Here is a 23,276-nt window from a genome sequence, read left to right on the forward strand (position 1 = left end):
CCCTGGCGGCCGGCCGTCGACGACCGGAGAACGCTGACATCCATGGAACGACGTGTCCCTCCCCCCAGCCTCGCCGAACGGGCCGTCTCGACCGGCGGATCGGTCATCCGCGAGGCGCTCGCGCTGACCGCTCGCCCCGAGGTGATCTCCTTCGCCGGCGGACTTCCCGCGCCGGAACTGTTCGACACCGACAACATCCGGGCCGCCTACGACCGGGTACTGAGCGAGTCCCCGCACCGTGTGCTGCAGTACTCCGTCACCGAAGGGGACCCGGGCCTTCGGGAGGCGATCGCCGCGCGGCTGTCCCGCCAGGGGCTGCCCAGCCACCCGGACGATCTGATGATCACCACCGGCGCACAACAGGGGCTCGCGCTGCTGGCGACCACCCTGCTCAACCCGGGTGACGTGGTGGTCGTCGAAGAGCCCACCTATCTGGCGGCCCTTCAATGCTTCGGCCTCGCCGGCGCCCGCGTCGTTCCTGTGCCGACCGACGACCAGGGCATCGTCGTCGACGCCCTGGCGACCATCGTCGCAAGGGAGCGCCCCCGGCTCCTCTACATCGTCCCCACCTTCCAGAACCCCACCGGCCACACCCTTCCCGCGGAACGCCGGCACGCGGTGGCACGCCTCGCGGCGGAACACGGATTCTGGATCGCCGAGGACGACCCCTACGGCGAACTGCGTTTCCGCGGGGAACCGGTGCCGTGGATCACCGCGCACGAGGAAGCCTCGGACCGGACGGTACTGCTGGGCAGCCTGTCCAAGGTGCTCGCTCCAGGTATGCGACTGGGATGGCTCCGGGCGCCCGTGGCGTTGCGCCGCGCCTGTGTGCTGGCCAAGCAGTCGCTGGACCTGCACTCCTCGACCGTCGACCAGGCCGCTGCCGCGCGGTACTTGACGGAACACGACCTGGACGCGCGCCTGGTGCCCGTCAAGGCCGCCTACAAAGAACGCTGCGACACGCTGCTCACCACGCTTCCGCATGTCCTGCCGGAAGGCAGCACATGGAGCCGCCCCGACGGCGGAATGTTCGTCTGGGCCCGGCTGCCCGACGGCTTCGACACGGCCGCACTGCTGCTGGACGCCGTCACCAACGGAGTCGCCTACGTCCCGGGAGCCCCGTTCTTCGCCGGCCCCGCGAACCCGGCCACCCTGCGGTTGTCCTTCACCACGCACCATCCACCGGAGATCGACCGGGGGTTGAAGCGGCTGGCCGGCGTATTCCACGCGGGCCATCGCGCGAGTGGGGCGAGGGGAGCGGAGGCCGGCCCCGCGGCGTTCTCCTCGGCCGGGACATAGTGCCGCCGACAGCTCTCGCGCGCGTACAGCAACACCCTCACCACCGGTGGCCGCATAGACCAGATGTTCTCCGGTTCATCAATTCCAAGCCATTCCCCTCGACCCGTTCTGGCGAAATAAGGCACAACCGGAGGGGCTCATTCCGACCTGTGATCGACAAGGTCGCCCGTGATTGAGTGGGGCGCAGTGATCCACAACACGGGGAGTGACCTTCAATGAGCCTTTCGTCAGATTATCCTGACGTCCCCACGTGGGAGGAAAATCCCAGCGGTTACCAGACCGGAGCCGTCGTCCAATACAAGGGCAATGTTTTCCGTGCCGCTTTCTGGGCCTCGGAGCCGGGAGCGGGAGACCCCAACCAGAACGGCTGGCGATTCTTCGACGAGTTGTACGACCAGACCCCGCACGAGCCGACCGAGCGTGCGAACATCATCGCCTACATCCCCACCTGGCGGAAGAACGAGGGATTCGACTACGGCAAGGGCGAGATGTATCAGTACATCACGCACGGCATCATCGCGTTCCTGACGTTCAGCGACAAGGATCCCGGCGCGTTCGACCCCGCGTCGGTCGGGGAGATCAGCACCATCCTCCCGGACGTGCTCATCGCCGCGAACACGTACGGGACCAAGATCATGGTCGCGCTGGGCGGCGCGAACGACTACGCGTTCCTGGACCTGATGACGGCGATCGGGAACGACCCGGCCTCCCCGAAGCTCGACCAGACGGTCCGCAACGTCGTGGACTACGTCACCCACAACGGCCTGGCCGGCGTCGATCTCGACCTGGAGTGCTGGTGGGGCCGGCCCGGCGACCAGGACCAGGGCGGCCGGACGAAGAGTGACGGGCCGCATCCCGCGGGGCGGGGCCTGGCCCTGTTCGCCAGGAAACTGAAGGAGGCCATGCCCGACAAGATCGTGTCGGCGGCCGTCTTCGGCACCTCGTGGTACGGGAACAACTACGACCCGGACATGGCCGAACACCTCGACTGGCTCGGCGTGATGACCTACGACCTCACCGGGTCGTGGGACAGGTCCCCGGTCGGCCCGCACTCCGCCCTGCACAAGATCCGCGGGAAGGACACGGCGAAGATCCGTGAGGCGGATGTCTATCTGGAGTCGTATCTCGGCGAACAGCAGGGCGACTGGCCGGGGGCCAGGGCCGGCGCCGGTTCGGACGCCCCGGGCGGCGACGCCCTGGAGAACAACCCGATCCTGTCGGTCGAGGACTGCCTCTGGTACTGGACGAATCCGCTCTTCATGAACTGGCAGGGCAAGGGGCAGGGTGTGGACCGCGGCAAGATCGCGGCCGGAGTGCCCGTCTACGGCTACGACTTCGCCGCGGCCAAGGAGCCGGACGACCTGACCGGTGACGTGCCCCCGGGGTACAAGGTGCTCCGGTACAAGGAGATCCTGGACGAGTTCCCGGACGCCCTCCAGGCCAAGGACGCGAACATCAAGGTGGACGGGAGCACGCCCCGCCCCAAGCTCAAGGAGCCCCTGCCTCCGGGTGAGTACCCGTACGCCCACAACGTCTACTTCGAGACCCCGGACACCGCGGTCACCAAGCTGAAGTTCCTCAAGGACGTCGGCGCCAAGGGCGTCATCATCTGGGAACTCTCCAACGACGTCTGGGAAGACGGCAAGAGCATCATCAAGTCCCTCTACCTCGCCTCCGGCAACCCGGTCCCCGAGTCCTCGCCCGTCACGGATCCGCCGGTCCCGGTGGCCGGTTCGTATCTGTGGGACTCCCTCGGATTCCTCGGGCACGCGGCCGGCCCTCTGCAGTTCCAGGACGACGGCACCAAGGACAACGGCATGCGCCAGTTCTCGGCGCGGCTGTGGAACATCCCCGACGACGCGGACTGGAAGTCCGTCGCCCAGAACTGCCCGGCCGTGGTCAAGAGGCAGTACTTCAACCGGCCGACCCGCATCGTGGACAAGGGCGCCCTCGGCCTCTGGGGCGAGTTCGACGTCCGCGACAACGACGACGTACCGGACTGGTTCTGGGGCCACATGGAGGAGAAGGACGGGGCGCCCGACGGGCACACGCGGTACGCCTCGCGCCTGTGGGGCCTGTCCCTCAGCGACGACTGGAAGGCGGCGGCGAAGCAGACCCCGGCGCTCGTCGCGGGCCAGTACTTCGACGAGCCGACGGAGATCGAGGACAAGGGAGTCGGCGGACTCTGGGGCATCTTCGACGTCAGCGACAAGCCGAGCCCCGTTCCTGCGTTCACCGCGCAGATCAAGGGCGACAACGACTGCATGTACTGCCAGGTCGGCACCCTTCCCGCCAAGGTCCTGGAGGGCCTGGGCAACGTGGAACGGTTCAACCTGACGAACACGATGACCATCGGTGACGGCGCGCCCTTCCTCTACTCGGTCATCACCAAGGGCGACGGCTCGGTCGACTTCCCCGAGGGCGTCGTCATGACCCTCAAGGACCCGGACGGGAACTCCTTCGACAAGGACGCCGAGGAGGACGGAAAACTCGTCAAGATGTCCGGCGACTCGGTCCGGTACCTGGTCGTCAAGGATCCCCCGGCCGGCGACTGGACCATGTCGATGAGCGTGACCAGGGAGGCCGCGTTCCGGTGCGAATGCAACACCGTGCCGAGCACGCACGTCTACGACACCCTCGTTGACACCCGCCGGAAGCTCGACGCAATGCGGGGCCTCGCCCCCCGGGATCTCGGCAAGACCGGTGCCACGGCGCTCGCCGGTGTGGCCACGATCGCCTTCATGGCTCCCGAGCTGCTCCCGCTCCTCGCCCTGGGCGTTTTCATCTTCGGCGTCGGGCTCACCGCGTCCAAGCTGATCGCCGACAACCTGGCGGACACGTCACAGAACATGGCGGCATACTCGCGGGTTCTGTCGCAGTTGGAGAAGAGCCTTCTGGAAGAAGGCCCAGCCGCCCTGGACAAGTACATCTGGCTGATCGGAAAGAACGTTTCCGGCCCGGAGGTCTACGAACTCCTCAAGCACCCCCAGAACATCATCAGGTGGGCCGGGGTGCACGTCGAGGTGCTTCAGCTGGTCGAGCACATGACGGACCCGGAAATGCAGAACTCCGTTCGCCACGTGTTCTGGCAGTGCCTGCTCAAGAAGAGGCTGGGTGAGGAATTCGCCAAGGCGATGGGCGAGGCGCACGAGCGTGGCCGCCCCGGGTCCGACGCGGACAACGCGGCGGACGAGAAGAACAACGAGATCGGCCTCCGGCTCGCGGACGAAGTGAAATCCGACAAGGAATGCAAGAAGCGCGTCCACGAGTTGTGGGAGGCGGGCAAACTCGCCATCCGGCCCGACTACGAGGGCGACCCGACCTGATGCCGTCGTAAAAGCGCATCGACGGACGGCACCACCGGGCAGGTCCACGACCTGTTACGGAACGGACCCGTCGCACCCACGGCCGCGGTGCCGAACCGACCGCGGCCGTGGTGCACGCGAAGGCCGCAGGCTGCGAGGCCCATCTCCGGGAACCACGCCGCCTGCGGCCTCGTCCGTTCGCCGCGGCCGGACAACTCGCCACCACCGGCTGCGGGGTGCCCCCGCCAGGGGTGAGTAAGGGCAGCCTTCCCTCACCGTCTACATTTGCGTAGACTCCGCTGCGGCCGGGCAGCTGTGCCCGTGCCGTCGGCTCACCCTTGTGAATTGAGGCACCCATGTCCGCCAGACCCCGTCCCCTTCTCCTCGGCGCCGTCACGGCGACAGCCGTCGCCGTGACGCTGTCGGGCTGCACGCAGAAGGCGACGAGCGGCGACGGCGCGGTCACGGTGACCGCCTCGGACTCGGCGTGCAAGGTCTCCAGGACCCAGATCCCCGCCGGACACGTCAGCCTGGCCCTGGAGAACACGGGATCCAAGATCACCGAGGTGTACGTCCTGTTCCCGGACGACCGGATCGCGGCCGAGCGGGAGAACATCGGCCCCGGCACCAAGGCGACCCTGGTCACCGAGCTGAAGGCGGGCGACTACGAGATCGCGTGCAAGCCCGGCATGAAGGGCGACGGAATCCGGCAGAAGGTCACGCTCACCGGCAAGAGCACGGCTGCCAAGCACAGTCCGGAAGCCGACGCCGCGGTCGCCGCCTACCGCTCCTACGTGCTCGCGCAGGCCGAGCAGACCCTGCCCGGGGCGAAGGCGTTCGCCGACGCCGTGAAGGCCGGCGACGTCGAGAAGGCGAAGCGGCTGTACGCCCCCTCCCGGATCGGGTGGGAGCGGACCGAGCCGATCGCCGAGTCCTTCGGTGACATCGACCCCAAGGTCGACGTCCGTGAGGACGGCCTGGAGGCCGGCCAGGACCCCAGGACGGACTGGACCGGCTGGCACCGCCTGGAGAAGGCGCTGTGGCGGGACAGGAAGATCGGTGACCGGGAGAAGGAACTCGCCGGTCAGCTGACGACGGACCTGAACGCCTGGGTGAAGAAGGTCGGCACGGCCGAGATCACCCCGACTTCCATGGCCAACGGTGCGAAGAGCCTGCTCGACGAGGTCGCCCGCAACAAGGTCACCGGCGAGGAGGAACGCTACTCGCACACCGACCTGGTCGACTTCAAGGCCAACCTCGAAGGCGCGCAGAAGTCGTACGACCTGCTCAAGCCGATCGCGCGGAAGAACGACCCGGCGCTGGCCAGGGAACTCGACAAGCAGTTCGCGTCGCTGACCGAGCAGTTGGACGTCTACCGCACCGACGACGGCGCGGACAAGGACTTGTACACCTACACGTCCTACGACAAGGTCTCCGAGGCCAAGCGCAAGGAACTCTCCGACGGGGTCAACGCGCTGGCCGAGCCGCTGTCGAAGCTCGCCGCCGCTGTGGCGAAGTGAACCGCGCGGCACCACAGTTCGCCGTCCCGCCAGGCGTCCGGGACACGGACGACCGGTGGGCCGGGCGCTGTTCACCTGACACACCACGGCGCCCCACCGCGTCAACCTGAGACCTGAGAAAGGAACCGGCGTGTTCGGCAACTACCTGATCGGACTGCGCGAGGGTCTTGAGGCGAGCCTCGTCGTCTGCATCCTCATCGCCTACCTCGTCAAGACCGGCAACAAGAGCCGACTGGCCCCGGTGTGGACCGGCGTGGCCATCGCCGTCGCGCTGTCCCTCGCCTTCGGCGCCCTGCTGCAGTTCGGGTCCTCCACCCTCACCTTCCAGGCCCAGGAGATCCTGGGCGGCACCCTGTCCATCCTCTCGGTGGGACTGGTCACCTGGATGGTGTTCTGGATGCGGCGCACCGCCCGCCACCTCAGGAGCGAACTCCAGGGCAAGCTGGACGCCGCCCTCGCGCTCGGCACCGGCGCCCTGGTGATCACCGCCTTCTTCGCCGTCGGCCGCGAAGGGCTGGAGACGTCCCTGTTCATCTGGACGGCGGTACAGGCCAGCGGCGACGGGGTGCGCCCGCTCGTCGGCGCCCTCCTCGGGCTTGCCACCTCGGTGGTGCTGGGCTGGCTGTTCTACAAGGGCACCCTGCGCATCAACCTCGCCAAGTTCTTCCGCTGGACCGGCGCCATGCTCGTCCTCGTCGCCGCCGGCGTCCTCGCGTACGGCATCCACGACCTCCAGGAAGGCGACATCCTGCCGGGCCTGCGCAACCTCGCCTTCGACATCAGCAACACCGTTCCGGTCGACTCCTGGTACGGCACCCTGCTCAAGGGCATCTTCAACTTCCAGCCCGACCCCACCGTCCTCCAGGTCATCGTCTGGCTGCTCTACCTCGTCCCCGTCATGGCCCTCTTCCTCGCCCCCGAACGCACCCGCCCCGCCACCCGGCCCCAGCAGACCGCGAGCCGGCCGAGCACCGAGTGACCACCACGATGTCCGCTTCGGCCGCGCTGCTGCCGGTCGACGCCGTGCTGGGCCGGGTCCTTGCCGTGCTCCTCGCCGCCGCCGTCGCGGTCACCGCCGTGGCCAGGCTCTCGCCGGAGCAGGGCTTCGGCCGGGCCCGGGAAGTGCTGACCGCCGGGGTGCGCGCGGCTGTCCAACTGGCCGCCGTCTCCGCCGTCATCGGCTGGGTCGTCCACCACGGCGCCGCCCTGCTCGGCTTCCTGCTGCTGATGTACGCCGTCGCCGTACGCACCGCCGGACGCAGGATCACCTCCGACAGCACGTGGTGGTGGGCGGCCCTGCCGATCGCGGCCGGCGTCGTACCGGCTGTCGCCCTCCTGCTGGCCACCGGCCTGCTCCCGGTGCGCGGCATCGCGCTGATCCCGGTGACCGGCATCCTGATCGGCGGCGCGCTCACCGCGACGGTCCTGGCCGGACGTCAGAGCCTGGCCGCGCTGGAGCAGCGGCACGGCGAGGTCGAAGCGGGTCTCGCCCTCGGCCTGAGCGAACGCGACGCCCGCGTCGAGATCGCCCGGCCTGCCGCCTCCGACGCCCTGGTCCCCGGACTGGACCAGACCCGCACCGTCGGCCTGGTCACTCTTCCGGGCGCGTTCGTCGGCATGCTCCTGGGAGGAGCCGACGCTCTCACGGCCGGGGCCGTGCAACTCTTCGTCCTCGTCGCCCTGATGGCCGTCCAGGCCGTCGCGGTCTCCGTCACCCTCGAACTGGTCACCCGTCGCCGCCTCACCGCACCCCGCCGCGGCGCGCCGGGCTCCGCGCAGTCTGCCTCCGCCCCGGGAGGCAGATGATGTCCGAAAGCCGAAGGCCCGACGCCGACCTGGTCAATGAGGCAGCGCCTCGGGCCGAGCGGGTACTGGCCTGGCTGGCCGCCCGTGACGAGGTCGAAGAAGCCTTCCGCGATCCGCTGGACAGGCTGCCGGGGGAACGCGACGACCGCATGGCCCGGATGGCCGACATCCTCCAGGCCACCGCGCAAGGGCTCGGACCACGGGCGGCCGCGGTGTGGGCCGGGGTGCCCGAGCAACTCGTCCGGCAGTGGCTGGCCCACGACGAGGACTTCGCTCTCGCCGTACAAGCGGCCTCGAACCTTGCGGCAGCACACGGACTGGAGCCTGGCGGGACGACGACACCGGCGATGATCCGCGTCGTGATCCTCGCCATGAGCAAGGGCCACTCCTGGGCGGAAGCCACCGACATCGCGGGCATCGGCGGTTCGAGACTCCGTCGGATGTGGAGATCGTCTCCCGCGCTGGTGTCCCTGGTGGACGCGGCGCGGCGCACACGGTCGCGCAAGCCCAAAACCTACGTCCCGCCGTCCTACCGCCCGAGAAAACCGGGCCGTGCCGCGCCCACCAGCGTGTACCGGCTCGTGCGGCGCGAAGACCCTTGAGACGCGGATGCCCCACGGCGGCTCATGTGACAGAGCGGATGCGGCCGTCCTCGATGACGTGGACCGTGTCGGTGTAGCGGGCGACCAGATGGTGTTCGTGGGACACCACGATCAGGGTCATCCGGTGTTCGGCGCGCAGGCGGGTGAGGAGATCCATGATGCCTGCGGCGGTGTCGGCGTCGAGGGCGGAGGTGACCTCGTCACAGAGCAGGATGTCGGGGCCGGCGGCCAGTGCGCGGGCGATGGAGACGCGCTGGCGCTGTCCGCCCGACAGCTGTCCGGGGTAGCGGTCCGCGTAGTCGGCGGGGAGGCCGACCTGGGCGAGGAGTTCGGTGACCCGCTCGGGGCGGACGCTCTTGGGCAGACCGGCGTGCAGGCGCAGGGGGCGGGTGAGCTGCCGGCCGACGGTGTGGCGGGGGTTGAGCGCGGCCAGCGGGTTCTGCGGCACGAGTTGGATGCGGCGCTGCTGTTCCCGGGTTCGGCGCTGCACGCGGGCGGCCAGGGGGCGGCCGTCGAGAGTGAGGTGTCCGGTGTGGGTGGGGTGGAGTCCGGCCATCACGCGCAGCAGGGTGGTCTTGCCTGAGCCGGAGGGCCCGATGAGGGCTGTGGCAGCGCCGGGTGCCGCGCTGAACGCGACGTCGCTCAGGGCGGGGCGCCGGCGTCGGTCGCCCCGGAAGAAGGCGTCGATCGTGTGGGCGGCAAGACCGTCATCTCCCGAGAGGCCGTCAACGACCGGGAGACCGTCAGCACCCGAGGGGCCGTCAGCGCCCGAGAGGACGTCAGCACCCGAGAGATCGTCAGCACCCGAGAGGCCGTCAGCACCCGAGAGATCGTCAGCGCCCGAGAGGACGTCAGCGCCCGAGAGGCCGTCAGCACCCGAGAGATCGTCAGCACCCGAGAGGCCGTCAGCACCCGAGAGATCGTCAGCGCCCGAGAGGACGTCAGCACCCGAGAGGTCGTCGGCTCCGGTTGCCGCGGTGGCGGGCTCGTCTGCGCGCGCACGGGGAACGGGCCGTGTCCTCGGGGTGAGCCGGATGATCCGGTCCGCGCAGGTGTCGACGAGGTCGGGGTCGTGGGTGGCGATGACGACGGCGAGGTCGCGGCTGGTGGCGAGGTGGCGCAGCAGGTGGGCGATGTCGTCGCGCACCGTGGCGTCGAGTCCGGCGGTGGGCTCGTCCAGGAGGAGGACCCGGGGGGCGCGGGCCAGTGCGCGGGCGAGTGCGACGCGTCGTTGCTGGCCGCCCGACAGAGCGGTGGGCCTGCGCCCGGCGATTCCCGTGTCCACGGGCAGGCGGCACTCGGCGAGCAGTTCCAGGACCTTCTCGCCGCGCGGGTCGGTGGCGAGTTCGGCGACCAGGCGGCGGGCGGTCATGCGCGGGTCGAGGGCGGAGCCGGGGTCCTGGCCGACGTAGGCGACCGTGGTGCGGCGCAGCGTGCGCAGTTGTCCGGCGGGCAACTGGTGCGGGGTGCGCCCGAGGACGTCGAGGGTTCCGGTGGCGGTGGCGCCTGCCGGGAGGTGGCCGATGAGCGCGCGCAGCAGGGTGGTCTTGCCGCTGCCGGATGCGCCCATGAGGGCGGTGACCTGTCCGGCGTGGATCTGTGCCGTCGTCTCGGGCAGGAGGACGGGGCCGTCGGGCACTCGTACGGAGAAGCCGGACACGGAGGCGACGGGCGTGAGGGAGATGGTGGTCGAGGCGGGGGCAGGGGCGAGGTCGCTCATGAGCGGGTCACCGCCTTCGCTGTGGTGTCGGGTGCCAGGGAGCGCGTGACCAGGCTGACGGTGACGGCCAGCAGGGCGATGGCCAGGCTGGGGGCGATGACGGCCCAGGGGTTGAGGAGGATGCCGGAGGCGTTCTCACGGACCATCAGCGACCAGTCCGAGGCGGGCGGCTGGGGGCCGATCTGGAGGAAGCCGGCCATGGAGATGACGTAGACGGCCTCGACGAACCGGAGTCCGAACAGGGTGAGGACGGTGGCGCGGAGGTTGGGCAGGATCTCGCGCAGCGCGATGTACGGGGTGGACTCCCCGCGGGCCAGGGCCGCTTCGACGTAGCCGGCCGTGGCGAGCGGGGACGCGGCCGCGGCGACGACCCGCACCGCGTACGGGGTGCCGAGGACGATCGCGGCGGCGATGACCGCCCGGCGTCCGCCGCCGGGCCAGACCAGGGCGATGAGCATGATGCCCAGCAGGGGCGGCAGGAGGATCGCGACGTCCGCGCCGCGTTCGACCACCCGGCCCAGGGCGGGCCGCAGCACGGCGAGACAGCCGATCAGCATGGCCGCGACGGTGGTGACGACGGCGACGAGCAGCGCGCCGAGGATCAGGAGGGTGCCGCCGTGCAGGACGCGGCTGAGCACGTCGCGGCCGAGCTGGTCTCCGCCCAGCAGGGCGCCGCCGCCGGAGGTGGCGAACGGTGCGGTGACGGGCGTGTCGATGCTGTGCGGGGCGACCAGCGGTCCGGCGAGGGAGAGGAGCAGCGGCAGGACGGCGACGGCCACGAGTGCGGCGGTTCGTGCCCGGCGTGCGGGCCGGCGGGAGGGCCGGGGCGCGGCCACGGGCAGGGTGGCGGTCATGCGCGGACTCCCACGGTGGCGTGGCGGATGAGGTCGGCGGCCAGGAGCACGAGGCCGATGACGGCCCCGGCACACATGACGACTCCGGCGATCAGCGGGGTGTCGCGGGCGGCGACCGCGCCGGCCAGGACGCTGCCGATGCCGGGGTGGTTGAACAGGGTCTCCACCACGACCGCTCCGCCGAACAGCAGGCCGGTGGAGGTGGCGATGCCGGTGGCGATGGCCGGGACGGCGCCGGGCAGTTGGTGGCGCAGCAGGATCCGGCGCGGTGGCAGCCCGTCGAAGTGGGCGGCCTCGACGTGCGGTGTGGACGCCTGGTCCGCCAGGGCTCCGCGTACGACGCGGGTGTTCCAGCCGGTCTGCGGGACGACCAGGGCGAGGACCGGCATGACCAGCATGGTCCAGGACGCGGGCCTGCCGTCGCCTCCGGTCACGGTGGCCGCGGGCAGCCAGCCCGTCCACAGGGACAGGACCAGCAGCAGGACGGCGGAGACCACGAACTCGGGCACCGCGAACGCGGCGGTCGAGGTGTGGGAGATGATCCGGTCGCCCAGGCGGCCGGGGCGCGAGGCGGCCCAGCAGCCCAGCAGCAGGGAGAGCAGCACGGTGATCACGAACGCGCTCCCGGCGAGGACGAGCGTGTTGGGCAGCGGGTCGGCGAGGAGTTCGGTGACCTTCTGGCCGCGGGCGGAGGTGCCGAGGTCGCCGGTGGGCAGTGCGGTCATCCAGTCGGCGAACCGCTCCCACACCGGCCGGTCCAGGCCCAGCAGGTGACGGCGCGCCGCCAGGTCGGCCGCGCTCTCCCCGCGCTCGGCCGCGGCGCCGGCCGCGTCCCCCGGCAGCAGGTCGACGGCGGCGAACACGAGCGCGAGCAGCACGATGAGCATGAGGATGCGGCGTACGAGCAATCCCGCGATCCGCACGGCGATCACCCCGGCCCGGCGCACGGTGACCGCCCCGGCCGTGGGGGCGGTCACCTGGCCGGTCTCGTCCGTGGGGGCAGTCACCGGACCGGTCCTGGCCGCAGAAGCAGTCACCGAACCGGTCTCGTCCGTGGGGGCAGTCACCGAACCGGCCGCGGCCGCAGAAGCAGTCACCGAACCGGCCCCGGCCACAGAAGCAGTCACCGAACCGGCCCCGGCCGCAGAAGCAGTCACCGAACCGGTCCCGGCCGCAGAAGCAGTCACCGAACCGGTCCCGGCCGCAGAAGCAGTCACCGAACCGGTCCCGGCCGCAGAAGCAGTCACCGAACCGGCCTCGGCCGGAGAGGCGGTCACCGAACCGGTCTTCGCCGTCCGGCTCAACGCAGCCACACGCCTTCGAGCTGGACGCGGCCGTAGCCGGGCAGCTTGGGCAGGTTCCGCACCGTGGACGCGGCCAGGTCGATGCCGTCGGCCATGCCCCACAGCAGATAGCCGGAGCGGTCGTGCTCGATCTGCTGGAGTTCCCTCAGCGCCGCGGCCCGCTTCTTCGCGTCGCCGCTGCCGATGACCGTGCGGTAGGCGGCGTCGAACCCGGCGTCGTCCCAGCCGGCCTCGTTCTGGCCCGCCTCGCTGACCATGGTCTTGGAGGCGTAGAAGACGACCGAGTCGTTGGTGCCCCAGTAGGTGGTGTAGAAGTCACCGGACTTCCAGGTCTTCTCCCAGAACGCGCCCGACTCCTGCTTGACGACCTTGACCTTGATGCCGGCCTCACGGGCCTGGTTCGCGAACAGGGTCGCCGAGTCGGCCAGCCCGGAGATGTCCTCCGTGGTGACCAGTTCGTAGGTCTTGGACAGGTCGAAGCCGGCGTCCTTCAGCAACTGCCCGGCCTTGGCCAGGTCGCGCTTGCGCTGCGGGATGTCCTTGGCGTAGTCCGGGTCACCGGTGCCCAGGATGTCGTTGGCGACGGTGCCGTAGCCGGACAGGACCTGCTTGACCATCGCCTCGCGGTCCACGACCAGGCGCATCGCCTCACGGACCCGCTCGTCCGCGAACGGACTGCCCTTCGCGGTCCGCATGACGATCGGCATCGCCATGTCGTCGGGGCGGCGCAGCACCTGTACGTCGTCGCGGGACGCGGCGGTGCGCGCGGCCACCGCACCGGCGTTGGAGGCGAGGTCGATCTGTCCCGCGAGCAGGGCGTTCGTCATCGCCTGCGGGGTTTCGAACATGGTGACCTCGATCGCGTCGAGGTACACGTCGGGCCCGTACCACGTGTCGTTGCGCACCAGGCGGGCGTTGCCGCCCCGGAACCAGTCCAGCTTGAACGGTCCGGTGCCGGGCGCCTTGGCGACGTCGGCGTCCTTGGTGCCCTTCTTCATCACGAAGGAGGAGAAGCGGGTCATGAGGGGGAAGTCGGCGTTGGCGTAGTCGGAGACGACCACGACCGTGTCGGTGCCCCTGGCGCTGATGTTCGCGGCCTGGATGCCGGGCAGTCGTGCCGCGCCGGAGGGGGTGTTGCGCAGCCGCTTCAGGGACCACACCACGTCGTCGGCGGTCACCGGGGTGCCGTCGTGGAACACCGCACCCTTGGCGAGCCTGAACGTCCACGTCTTCAGGTCCGCCGACGGCTCCCACGATGTGGCCAGCCGCGGAGCGGTGTTCTCCTTGGCACCCGGAATCGTGAGGGTGTCGAAGACGAGGGCGAGGATGAGGTAGTCGCTCTCGTTGGCCTGCGTCCCGTGCGGGTCGCGGGTGATCGCGCTCGCATGCCCGAGCGCCCCGACGCGCAGCGTGCCTCCGGTGCGGGGTTTGCCGGTTCCGCCGGAACCCGCGGTGGCCTCGGAGTCATCACTGCCGCCGCTGCAGGCCGCGAGAAGTCCGGCCACGGACATGCCGGTTCCGGCCCACAGCAGCTGTCGTCTGGTGACGCCCACGTCTGGTCCTCGTCTCAGGTAAGCACTTGGTCGTTCTTAGGTTTACCTAACCTAACTAAGCCGGAATCCGCAAGCCGCCCCCACCCCTCACCGCGGCTGCGGAAACGGCATTTCGCCATCCCAAATGGCCTGCTCAGAAAGCACTTTGAGGCCACGCCAGACACTCTCCAGGGAACCCGAAACAGGACTACGTCGATGTAGTCGATCGAGAAAGTTAGGGTTGCCTTACCAGGTCGGCGTTGTTAGCTTTCCTGGTGTCCGGCGGCGCCCCGAGCCGCGCAACGCCCGACCGCGCCTTCCGCTTTCCCCGCCTTTCCCCGCCTTTCCCCGCCTTTCCCCCGGCTTTCCCCCGCCTTTCCCCCGCTCTCGAGCCGGTGCGGCGATGCCGCATGCCCGCGCTCCGCTCCTCCCTGCCCCGAAAGGTGCCACCGTGCCCACCTGCCCTGCCCGGTACGCCCACTCGACGATGCCGCCGCGGCCGAACTGACCACCGTCGCGGCCGAGCTGCTGGCCGACCACGGCTCGGCCACCTCTCCCGGACTCCTCGCCGCCCTGCCTGACGCATGCGCTCGGCTCCCCGACGCCGTACGGCATGCGCTGCGCCCGGTGGACACCGCCGACGGGCTGTTCGTCCTGCGCGGCCTGCGCCCGGACGACACCGGACTCGGCCCCACCCCCGCCCACTGGTCGAGCGTCGGCGACGCCGGCGCGCTGTGGGACGTGGTCCTGCTCCTCGTCTCCACGCTCATGGGCACGCCGATCGCCTGGGACGGCCAGCAGGACGGCCGGTTCGTCCACAACATCGTCCCCTCGCCCGGTCACGAGAGCGAGCAGACCGGCGCCTCCAGCGATGTGCTGCTCACCCCGCACACCGAGGACGCCTTCCACCCCGGCCGCGCCCACCTGCTGCTGCTGTGCTGCATGCGCAACCACGACGACATCGCCACCACGGCGGCCGGCATCCGCCTCACCGCCCTCGAACCGGCGGACGTGGAACAGCTCAGGCGGCCGGTCGTGCCGATCCTGCCCGACGACGCCTACGAGGAAGCGCGACAGTTCGCCGGGCGCCCCGCCCCGGTGCCGACCCTGTTCGAGACACCGGAGGGTCTGACCCTGCGGTTCGATCCCGCCTACACCCCGCTGGACGAGGCGGACGCCGAGTGGCGTGAGGCGTACCGGCGCCTGGAGGGCGAACTGGCCCGGGTCTCGGTCGCGGTGAGCCTGGAGCCGGGCGACGTCCTGGTCGTGGACAACGACATCGTCGTCCACGGACGGGTGCCCTTCAAGGCCCGTTACGACGGCTCCGACCGCTGGCTCAAGCGCGCCTCCGCCCGCGTCGAGGGCCGCCCGACCCGGCCCGCGGCCGAACGCGACGAGCACGGCTACGGGCAGGCCGCGCTGACCGCCTGGCCCGCGTGACCGGCCTGTTCCGCCCCGCCGCCGAACCTCCTCCGAAAGGCCCCCACATGGACCGGGACGACACCACCCTGCGCGTACTGTCCACCAGCGACCTCGCCGGTCTGGACATCTCCCTGGCCGACGTCCTCGACACCGTCGAGCAGGCTTGCCGCACCCTGGCGACAGGCAGGTCGGACAACCCGCGCAAGCTCACCGTCAAGCCCGACGACGGCCACTCCGTCGCGTACGCGATGCTCGGCCGCGACGGTGTCCGCGACGTCGTCGCCATCAAGACCTCGTACAAACACGGGCTGCACGAGGGCCGCGAGCAGCAGCACTACTACACGACTCTGACCCTCTACGACGACGTCACCGGCCTGCCGGTCGCGATGATGGACTGCTCCCGCATCGGCGCCCTGCGCACCCCCGCCGTCTCCGCGCTGCTGGCCCGCGAATGCGCCACCCCGGACGCCTCGACCGCGCTGGTGATCGGTACCGGCACACAGGGCCGCCTCGCGCTGCCTTTCCTGCTGACCACCCTGCCCGAGCTGGACCGCCTGCTGCTGTCGGGCACCCACCCCGACGGCATCGCCGCCGTCCGCGACGAACTCGCCCGCCACTTCCCCGGCCGGCAGCTGGAATTGGTCACCGACCTGAAGGCCGCCGCCCGTGACGCCGACGTGGTCGTCGCCACCGCCGGCGCGCACACACCCGCCGCCGTCGAGGCCGGCTGGCTCAAGCCCGGCGCGACCGCGATCCTCGTCGGCCACGGCCTGGCCCCCTCCACCCTGCACCGCGCCGACCGGGTCATCGCCACCAGCGAGGCCCAGATGCGGGTCACCGGCACCGACATGGCCGACGCCGACGGCAAGCTCCCCGACGTCGACCTGGAACTCCTGGTCGCCATCTCCGGTGTCTCCAAGGCCCGCACCGCCGCCGGGCAGCGCATCTTCGCCTACAACAGCGGCCTGGTCGTCACCGACATCGCCCTGGGGCACCGCTTCGCGCAACTCGCCCTCGACCAGGGCCTCGGAACGGAGATGTCGCTGTGGAAGTGACCACCGCCGCCTCCTGGCCCACGCTCCCCGCCCTGCCCGACCCGGCCACACATCCGGTCGTGGCCGGCGGACTCGTGGCCGAACTCGCCTACGCGCTGGGAGGGCCGTTCCACCTGCTGCTGCCCGACGCCTTCACCGCCAACCTCGTCGCGATGCAGAACGCCCTCACCCGAGCGGGCGTGGACGGGTTCGTCCACTACGCGAAGAAGGCCAACAAGGCGGCCGTCTTCGTCGAACGCGCCGCCGCCGGCGGAGCCGGTGTCGACGTCGCCTCCGCCGCCGAACTGCGCGAAGCCCTCGGCCACGGGGTGCGCGGCGAACACCTCATGGTGACCGGCCCGGCCAAGGACCCCGCCCTGCTGCGCCTGGCCGTCACGCACGGCGCGACCGTCGCCGTGGACGCTCTCGACGAGCTGGACCAGGTGATCTCCCTGGCCCTGACGGGCCGCGTGCGACCGGCCCGCGTGCTGCTGCGCGTCCTGCCCGACACCCAGCCGCACTCCCGGTTCGGGATGAACCGGGATGAACTGGCCACCGCCCTCCAGCGGTGCCTTCAGGCCGGGAACGCGATCCGGATGGAGGGCTTCAGCTTCCACCTGTCCGGCTACGCCCTCCAGCCGCGCGCGGACCTCGCCGCCCGCCTCGTCGACCTGTGCCTGACCGCCCGGCTCCAGGGACTGGAGGCCGGCCGGATCTCCATCGGCGGTGGCCTGCCCATCAGTTACACCGACGCCGACAGCTGGCACACCTTCCTCGCCGGCCGGCGTCCCGCCCACTACCACGCCGGAAAGTCGTTCCAGAGCGGTGACTTCTACCCGTACCACTCGCCCGTGGCCGGCGCGGACGCCCTGGCGGCCCTGCTGGCGACCCGGCCGGAGAACACCGACAGCACGCTGGCGGACCTGATCGCGGACGCCGGGATCGAGCTGCTCCTCGAACCCGGCCGCGCCCTGCTCGACCGGGCCGGCGCCACCGTCTTCCGCATCCAGGGCGTCAAGGACCGGGACGGCTACCGGATCGTGACCGTCGACGGCACCAGCCTGAGCCTGTCCGAGCAGTGGTTCAACAGCGAATACCTCCCCGACCCGCAGCTGATCCCCCGGGAGCAAGGCGCTCCCACCGGGGTGTTCCCCGCGAGCGTGGGCGCTGCGACCTGTCTGGAATCGGACATGCTCACCTGGCGCAAGATCGCCTTCCCGCATCCGCCACGCGTCGGAGATCTGCTGCTCTACCCGAACACGGCCGGATACCAGATGGACTCCAACGAGTCCCCCTTCCACGACCTGCCGCTGCCGCCCAAGGTCGTCATCGACCGCACCGACCGGGCCCGGCCGCGCTGGCGCCTCGACCGCCACTTCACCTGACCCCGCACCGCACCCTCCCCTGCCACAGGAGCCCCTTGATGTCCGGAGCCCTTCAGCGGCCCGCCGTCGTCTCCCGCATGTCCGACCTGATCGGCCGCACTCCCCTGCTGGAACTGGCCACCACCGAGACCGGCAGCCGCCTGCTGCTGAAACTGGAGATGTTCAACCCCACCGGCACCGCGAAGATCCGCATGGCCCGCGCCATGATCGACGCCGCCGAGTCCGCGGGAGAACTGCGCACCGGCGGCCGGATCATCGAATCCACCTCCGGCAACACCGGGCTCGGCCTCTGCGTCATCGCCGCCGAGCGCGGCTACACCTTCACCGCCGTCGTCGACCACGACGCCGCCGCCGACAAGCTGCGCGCCATGAAGGCCCTGGGGGCCGAACTCGTCTACGTCGACGACGGCGCCGACGGCGACGAACTCCACACCGCGGCCCGCGAAGAACTCGCCGCGGACATGGCCCGCGACGAGGACAACACCGTCTTCACCGAGCAGCACAACAACCCCGCCAACGGCGTCGGCTACTTCCCCGTCGCCCATGAACTCGCCGAAGCCCTCGACGGCCGTCTCGACATCCTCATCGGGGCCGTCGGCACCGGCGGCGGACTGTGCGGCACCGGCCGCGAACTGGCCAGGCTCATCGACGGTTTCACCACCATCGGCGTCGAGCCCGAGGGATCCACAGCCTTCGGCGGGCCCGCCCACGACTACTACCAGTCCGGCACCGGCACCCCCGAAGGCGCGGAGATCGGCGCCCTGGTCGACTTCGACCTCATCGACGAAGGCGTCAAGGTCGGCGACGTCGAGGCCTTCGCCACCTGCCGCGCCGTCGCCAGGACCGGGCTGCTCATCGGCGGCTCCGCCGGCGGCGTCGTCCACGAGGCCCTGACCCGCATGCCCTCGCTGCCGCCCGGCACCACTATGGTCGCCCTGATCAACGACGGAGGGGAGAAGTACATGGACACCGTCTTCGACGACGACTGGATGGCCCAGCGCGCTCTCCTCAGCCCCGAGGCCGAACGCGACGTCGAGGAACGCCTCACCAAGCTCCGCAGGAACCGGTGACCCCCACCATGCCGACCACCCTCCTCCGCGACAGCCGCGCGCTCGGAGCCCTCGCCGTCCCCCTCGTCCTCACCCAGCTCGCGCAGGTCGCCCTGACGACCACCGACACGGTGATGATGGGCCTGCTGGGCACCACCGAACTCGCGGCCGGCGGCCTCGCCATCGTCATCTTCAACCAGATCCGCACCATGGGCGTCGGCCTGGTCACCTCCGTCGGCAACCAGATCGCCGCCGCAGCCGCCCGCACCGAAACCACGGGCGCGGACGACGGGAGCACGCAGGAGGTCCGGGGCATCGTCCGGGCCGCCATGGCCGTCGCCACCCTGGCCGGCGTCGCGGGCGCCCTCGTCATGGTCCTCATCGGCCAGGCCCTGCCCCTGCTCGGGCAGGACGCCGACGTCGTCGGCCTCACCCGGACCATGATCTACGCCCTCGCGCCCGGCCTGCTGCCCTGCCTGTGGTTCCAGGCGATCCGCCAGTTCACCGTCGGCATGCGCCGCCCCCAGGCACTCCTGCGGATCACCCTCGTCTCCATCGCCGTGAACGCCGGGCTCGACTGGGTGCTCATCCACGGCACCTTCGGCCTGCCCAGGCTCGGACTGACCGGCGTCGGCATCGCCACCTCCGGCGTCTACCTGCTGTCCTTCCTCGCCCTCCACCTCGCCGCGAAGCGGGACGGCGAACTGGCCCCCCTGCTCGCCCTGGACATCACCCGCGCCGACGCCGCCACCGTCAAACGCCTCCTCGGCCTCGGCATCCCCATCGCCGCCACCTACGGCTCCGAAGCCGGGTTCTTCTCCGTCACCGCCCTCATGGCGGGCTCCTTCGGCCCCGACGCACTCGCCGCCCACACCGCCGTCAACCAGCTGGTCTACATCGTCTTCCAGGTCGCCGTCGGCCTCTCCCACGCCGCGTCCATCAACGTCAGCCGCGAACTCGCCCTCGACAACCACGACGGCGCCCGCCGCATCATGAACACGGCCCTGGCCTGCGCGGCAGCCGTCATGACCGTGGTCGGCGCCGTGTACCTCACCCTGCCCCGCCTCGTGCTGGCCCCGTTCCTCGAGACCGGCTCCGACAGGGCCGTCACCATCGCCGCCCACCTGCTGATCGTCACCGCGTTCCTGCAGTTCTTCGACTGCGCCCAGAACATCGGCGTCGGCCTCCTGCGCGGCCTGGACGACACCAGGAGTGGATTCCGGATCACGCTGATCGGCTACTGGGCCGTCGGACTACCCGCCGCGTGGCTGTTCGCCTACGCCCTGGACCTCGACACCCTCGGCATCTGGCTCGGACTCCTCACCGGCCTCGCCGCCACCGCCCTGCTCCTGCTGCGCCGCTACGACACCGCGCTCACCGCGAGACGGACCCGGCAGCCCGCCGCCGCTGCCGCCGCCTGACCAGCGCGATCCGGGCCATGGTGACGCCGAGCGCCTTCGTCGGGCCGAACCGGTTCTCGTCCGGTCACGTCGATGACGCGATCAGCCGCCTCGCACGGCGACGCACGCGAATTCCACGTACTCGTGCAGCCCGTAGGTCATGGCGAGAGTGGTCAGTGCCACAGCGGCGATCGTGGCCGCCAGGACCACGGCGCCCGCGCGCCGGCCCCGACCGCCCGGTGCCGCCCGCTCCGGACGGAGCAGGGCTTCGACCCTCCGGGGCACCGGCCCGCTCGCCGCCGACAGCAACGGAACTCCTCCCGCGCGGGGCCGGTCCTGGGCCGACCTGGCCAGAGCCACCCGCGCAATGGCCGCGGCTGTCACCCGCCGGTCGCCGACAACCGCGGCCGCGCGTTCGTCCGCCCACCGCTCCAGATGGAACGCCAGCGACTCACGCACACCGCGCAGGGCGGGGTGAACGACAGCGGCCAGGTCCACGACCGCCGACAGCAGGTGATGCCGGCCGGCCAGGTGAGCGCGCTCATGCGCCATCAGCACCGCGCGCTCCTTCGCCCTCAGCGACCGCACCGCTGCGGAAGTCATCACGACCCGGCCGCGGCGTCCCCGGTGTCCGGGAAGGGCGAAGGCGTCCACGTCGGCTCCCGGAACCACGATCAGATCGCCCTCGCCCGTCCCTTGCCCGACCGCCTGCCAGGCACGCCTGAGCAGCGATCGCTGCCTGAACCAACGGCTCAGCAGCAGCGTCACTTGGACGGACAGCGCCACTCCGGCCGCGACGGCGAACGGGACCGCGGCCGGCCACACCTCCAGCACACGGGACAGGGGCACCCGCTCGAACAAAGCCAGGAACGGCACATGGAGCAAGCCGATCAGCGCTGTTGTCGTCCCGCCGGCGAGCAGGACCGCCGCACCGGTCAGTCCCCAGCACGCCTCACGCGGCGGCAACAGCCCGGCCAGGCGCTGAGCGACCAACGCGCCGCCCCAGGGAAAGCCGAGGGCCAGCACGACCAGGACCAGTGCGTACGTCACGGGGAGTCGTCCCCGGTCTCGGTCTCGACCTGGGTTTCGGCCTCGGCCTCGGCCTCGGTTTCGGCCCCGGTTTCGGCCCCGGCTTCGAGGAGCAGGCGCCGCAGCGTCTCCTCGTCGCTCGGGGACAGGGAGGAGACGAATCGCTTCAGCACCAGGTCTCGACGCGGATCGCTCTCCAGCTCACGGCGCATACGACCGGCGACGAGACCCTGGGCGTCCTCCACCGGCTCGTAGGCGAAACCCCGCCCCGAGGGGGCCCGGCGCAGCGTGCCGTTCTCGTACAGACGGCTCAGGACGGTGGCCATGGTCGTCCTGGCCAGCCCCCTGTCGAGCGCGGCGTTCACCTGCTGCGCGGTCATCGGCCGGCCGGCCGCCCACAGCACGGCCAGCACATCCCCGACGAGCTCGCCGTGCCGGCGTCTGTCGTCCCGCCTCTCATCCGCCACTTCTCATCGCCCCCTGTCCAGGTCGCCCGCCGGGCCCTCCGCAGCCCGCAGGTGACTACGCGCAGGTGGACGACTGGCGCCGATCGTCCAAGACGTGCCTCATCGTACGCTCGGCGTCCCGGGCGGCGTACGGCCGCCGGTGTCACCCCGCTGTCCCCGCCCCCTCTGACTCATCCAGGCCGACGGGCAGGAGCAAGGTGAACGTGGCCGGGTACCGGTTGGTCAGGGAGAGTCTGCCGCCGAGCGAGACGGCCAGGTCACGGGCGAGGGCCAGACCGATACCCGTTCCCGCTCCGCCGTCACCGGTGCGCCCGCGGTCGAAGAGCCGGGCGGGCTCGCCCGTCACGGCGCCTTCGTCGCTCACGTCGAAGGCGAGGGCGTCCTCCAGGTCCCGCACCGCCACGCGGACCGTGCCGTGCCCGTGCACCCGGGCGTTGTCCAGCAGGATCCCGAGCACCTCCGAGACGGACGCCCCCGGAACCCGGATGCCGGCCGGTGTCTCCTCGGTGGCGCACTCCAGGCGTCTGCCGTCCTGGGCGAAGAGGCCGTGCCAGCGTTCCTCCGTCTCCCGCAGCAGTCGCCGTACGGCGATCGTCCCGGCGGTGGAGCGGGCCATCTCCGCGGAGCGGGACAGCCGCAGCACTTCCTCCACCGTGTGGTGCAGGCGCTGGGTGGTGGCCAGCGCCTCGGCCAGGACGGGCCGCAGCCGGGCGTCGTCGTCCTGGGCGAGCCCGGCCTCCAGGGCGAGCTGGAGGCCGGTGAGCGGGGTGCGCAGCTGGTGGGAGGCGTTGGCGGTGAAGTCGCGTTCGCGGCGCAGGAGTTCCGCAAGGCTGTGCAGCATTTCGTTGTGGGTGCGGGCGACCTGGTCGATCTCGGCGACGCTGCTCGTGGCGGCCCGTACGTTCAGGTCGCCCTCGGTCACCGCCCGGCACTGGCGGGAGAGATCCTCCAGCGGCGCGGCCAGCGCCCGGGCCTGACGGCGGGCGACGAGGACGGCGACGGTCAGCGCGAGCGCGGCCACGCCGAGCAGCAGCAGCCAGGCGACCGCGACCCGGTTCCGTACGGCGGCGGCGGGAGAGGAGGCCCGTACGACGCCGATCACCTTCTCGGCGTGGGAGACGGGTACGGCCACCACCAGGTCCGCGCCCGTCCGGCCCCGGAGCATCTCGCCGCCGAGGCTGTGCCGGACCGGGGTGTCGCCGGTCCGGGGGCCGCTGCCCGCGCGCAGTCGCAACCGGGGGTCGTACAGGCCGAGCCGTCCGCCGGACGGGGGCGCGGGCAGTTCCACCGGGTCGCCGGTCACGAAGTCCGGGCTCACGTGTACGGCCGCGGCCAGGGCCGACCGTTCCAGGGTGTCGCGCTGGTCCGCGTACAGGGACGACCTGATCGCCAGGGCCAGCGGGACGGCCAGGAGGACGACGGCGACCAGAGCGGCGGTCAGGGCGACTCGCACCACGCGCTGTCTCATGCCCTCATCATGCGGGCCGTTCACCTGGGCGGATGCGCCGCGCCACACGGTTTTGCCGTCGTCTAACCCTCGGTGGGCGG

18 protein-coding genes are annotated in these 23,276 nt (G+C 71.0%); 11 read left to right on the forward strand and 7 right to left on the reverse strand.

Annotated features, from left to right (window positions below; genetic code table 11):
- Positions 1-42: 42 nt before the first annotated feature.
- From ACGFYV_RS04275 to ACGFYV_RS04300, 6 genes are all read left to right on the forward strand, one after another.
- A complete protein-coding gene (locus ACGFYV_RS04275; RefSeq protein ID WP_393876812.1) occupies positions 43-1,299 on the forward strand; it encodes a PLP-dependent aminotransferase family protein in 1,257 nt (418 codons plus the stop codon).
- Positions 1,300-1,514: 215 nt separating this feature from the next.
- Positions 1,515-4,625, forward strand: coding sequence for a glycoside hydrolase family 18 protein (locus tag ACGFYV_RS04280; RefSeq protein ID WP_393876813.1), 3,111 nt, complete (start codon positions 1,515-1,517; stop codon positions 4,623-4,625).
- Between the two features lie 335 nt (positions 4,626-4,960).
- On the forward strand, positions 4,961-6,124 hold the full coding sequence (gene efeO / locus ACGFYV_RS04285; protein ID WP_393876814.1) for an iron uptake system protein EfeO: 1,164 nt from the start codon (positions 4,961-4,963) through the stop codon (positions 6,122-6,124).
- A 130-nt stretch (positions 6,125-6,254) separates the two neighbouring features.
- Positions 6,255-7,103: an iron uptake transporter permease EfeU gene (gene efeU / locus ACGFYV_RS04290; protein WP_393876815.1), complete on the forward strand. Its 849-nt coding sequence runs from the start codon at positions 6,255-6,257 to the stop codon at positions 7,101-7,103.
- An 8-nt stretch (positions 7,104-7,111) separates the two neighbouring features.
- Positions 7,112-7,930: an ABC transporter permease gene (locus ACGFYV_RS04295; RefSeq protein WP_393876816.1), complete on the forward strand. Its 819-nt coding sequence runs from the start codon at positions 7,112-7,114 to the stop codon at positions 7,928-7,930.
- A complete protein-coding gene (locus tag ACGFYV_RS04300; RefSeq protein ID WP_393876817.1) occupies positions 7,930-8,532 on the forward strand; it encodes a hypothetical protein in 603 nt (200 codons plus the stop codon). The genes ACGFYV_RS04295 and ACGFYV_RS04300 overlap by 1 nt, the downstream gene beginning before the upstream one ends.
- Positions 8,533-8,554: 22 nt before the next feature.
- On the opposite strand, the gene ACGFYV_RS04305 is transcribed toward ACGFYV_RS04300, so the two are convergent.
- From ACGFYV_RS04305 to ACGFYV_RS04320, 4 genes are all read right to left on the reverse strand, one after another.
- On the reverse strand, positions 8,555-10,252 hold the full coding sequence (locus tag ACGFYV_RS04305) for an ABC transporter ATP-binding protein (RefSeq protein ID WP_393876818.1): 1,698 nt from the start codon (positions 10,250-10,252) through the stop codon (positions 8,555-8,557).
- Positions 10,249-11,106, reverse strand: coding sequence for an ABC transporter permease (locus ACGFYV_RS04310; protein ID WP_393876819.1), 858 nt, complete (start codon positions 11,104-11,106; stop codon positions 10,249-10,251). The genes ACGFYV_RS04305 and ACGFYV_RS04310 overlap by 4 nt, the downstream gene beginning before the upstream one ends.
- Positions 11,103-11,993, reverse strand: a complete 891-nt coding sequence (locus ACGFYV_RS04315; protein ID WP_393876979.1) for an ABC transporter permease — start codon at positions 11,991-11,993, stop codon at positions 11,103-11,105. Before ACGFYV_RS04315 ends, ACGFYV_RS04310 begins: the two co-directional genes overlap by 4 nt.
- Before the next feature lie 413 nt (positions 11,994-12,406).
- On the reverse strand, positions 12,407-13,963 hold the full coding sequence (locus ACGFYV_RS04320; RefSeq protein WP_393876820.1) for an ABC transporter substrate-binding protein: 1,557 nt from the start codon (positions 13,961-13,963) through the stop codon (positions 12,407-12,409).
- A gap of 606 nt (positions 13,964-14,569) precedes the next feature.
- Here ACGFYV_RS04320 and ACGFYV_RS04325 point away from each other — a divergent pair.
- The 5 genes from ACGFYV_RS04325 to ACGFYV_RS04345 are packed head-to-tail and all read left to right on the forward strand — an operon-like array spanning position 14,570 to position 20,253.
- Entirely contained in the window at positions 14,570-15,382 is an 813-nt protein-coding gene (locus ACGFYV_RS04325; protein ID WP_393876821.1) for a TauD/TfdA family dioxygenase, read from the forward strand.
- A gap of 47 nt (positions 15,383-15,429) precedes the next feature.
- Positions 15,430-16,419, forward strand: a complete 990-nt coding sequence (locus tag ACGFYV_RS04330) for an ornithine cyclodeaminase family protein (protein ID WP_393876822.1) — start codon at positions 15,430-15,432, stop codon at positions 16,417-16,419.
- Positions 16,410-17,783: a Y4yA family PLP-dependent enzyme gene (locus ACGFYV_RS04335; protein ID WP_393876823.1), complete on the forward strand. Its 1,374-nt coding sequence runs from the start codon at positions 16,410-16,412 to the stop codon at positions 17,781-17,783. Before ACGFYV_RS04330 ends, ACGFYV_RS04335 begins: the two co-directional genes overlap by 10 nt.
- Positions 17,784-17,821: 38 nt before the next feature.
- Entirely contained in the window at positions 17,822-18,853 is a 1,032-nt protein-coding gene (locus ACGFYV_RS04340; protein ID WP_393876824.1) for a cysteine synthase family protein, read from the forward strand.
- A gap of 8 nt (positions 18,854-18,861) precedes the next feature.
- Positions 18,862-20,253, forward strand: a complete 1,392-nt coding sequence (locus ACGFYV_RS04345; protein WP_393876825.1) for an MATE family efflux transporter — start codon at positions 18,862-18,864, stop codon at positions 20,251-20,253.
- An 81-nt stretch (positions 20,254-20,334) separates the two neighbouring features.
- Here the strand turns inward: ACGFYV_RS04345 and ACGFYV_RS04350 are convergent, their stop codons facing one another.
- The 3 genes from ACGFYV_RS04350 to ACGFYV_RS04360 form a co-directional block, all read right to left on the reverse strand.
- The gene (locus ACGFYV_RS04350) at positions 20,335-21,282 is read right to left on the reverse strand and encodes a M48 family metalloprotease (RefSeq protein ID WP_393876826.1); all 948 of its coding nucleotides are present in this window, start codon (positions 21,280-21,282) and stop codon (positions 20,335-20,337) included.
- A complete protein-coding gene (locus ACGFYV_RS04355) occupies positions 21,279-21,728 on the reverse strand; it encodes a BlaI/MecI/CopY family transcriptional regulator (protein ID WP_393876827.1) in 450 nt (149 codons plus the stop codon). Before ACGFYV_RS04355 ends, ACGFYV_RS04350 begins: the two co-directional genes overlap by 4 nt.
- A gap of 142 nt (positions 21,729-21,870) precedes the next feature.
- Positions 21,871-23,196 carry a histidine kinase dimerization/phospho-acceptor domain-containing protein gene (locus ACGFYV_RS04360; RefSeq protein ID WP_393876828.1) on the reverse strand — a complete coding sequence of 442 codons (1,326 nt, stop codon included), beginning with the start codon at positions 23,194-23,196 and terminating at the stop codon, positions 21,871-21,873.
- Between the last annotated feature and the right edge of the window lie 80 nt (positions 23,197-23,276).

It is taken from the genome of Streptomyces sp. NPDC048297 (assembly GCF_043201585.1).
Taxonomy (GTDB): Bacteria; Actinomycetota; Actinomycetes; order Streptomycetales; family Streptomycetaceae; genus Streptomyces.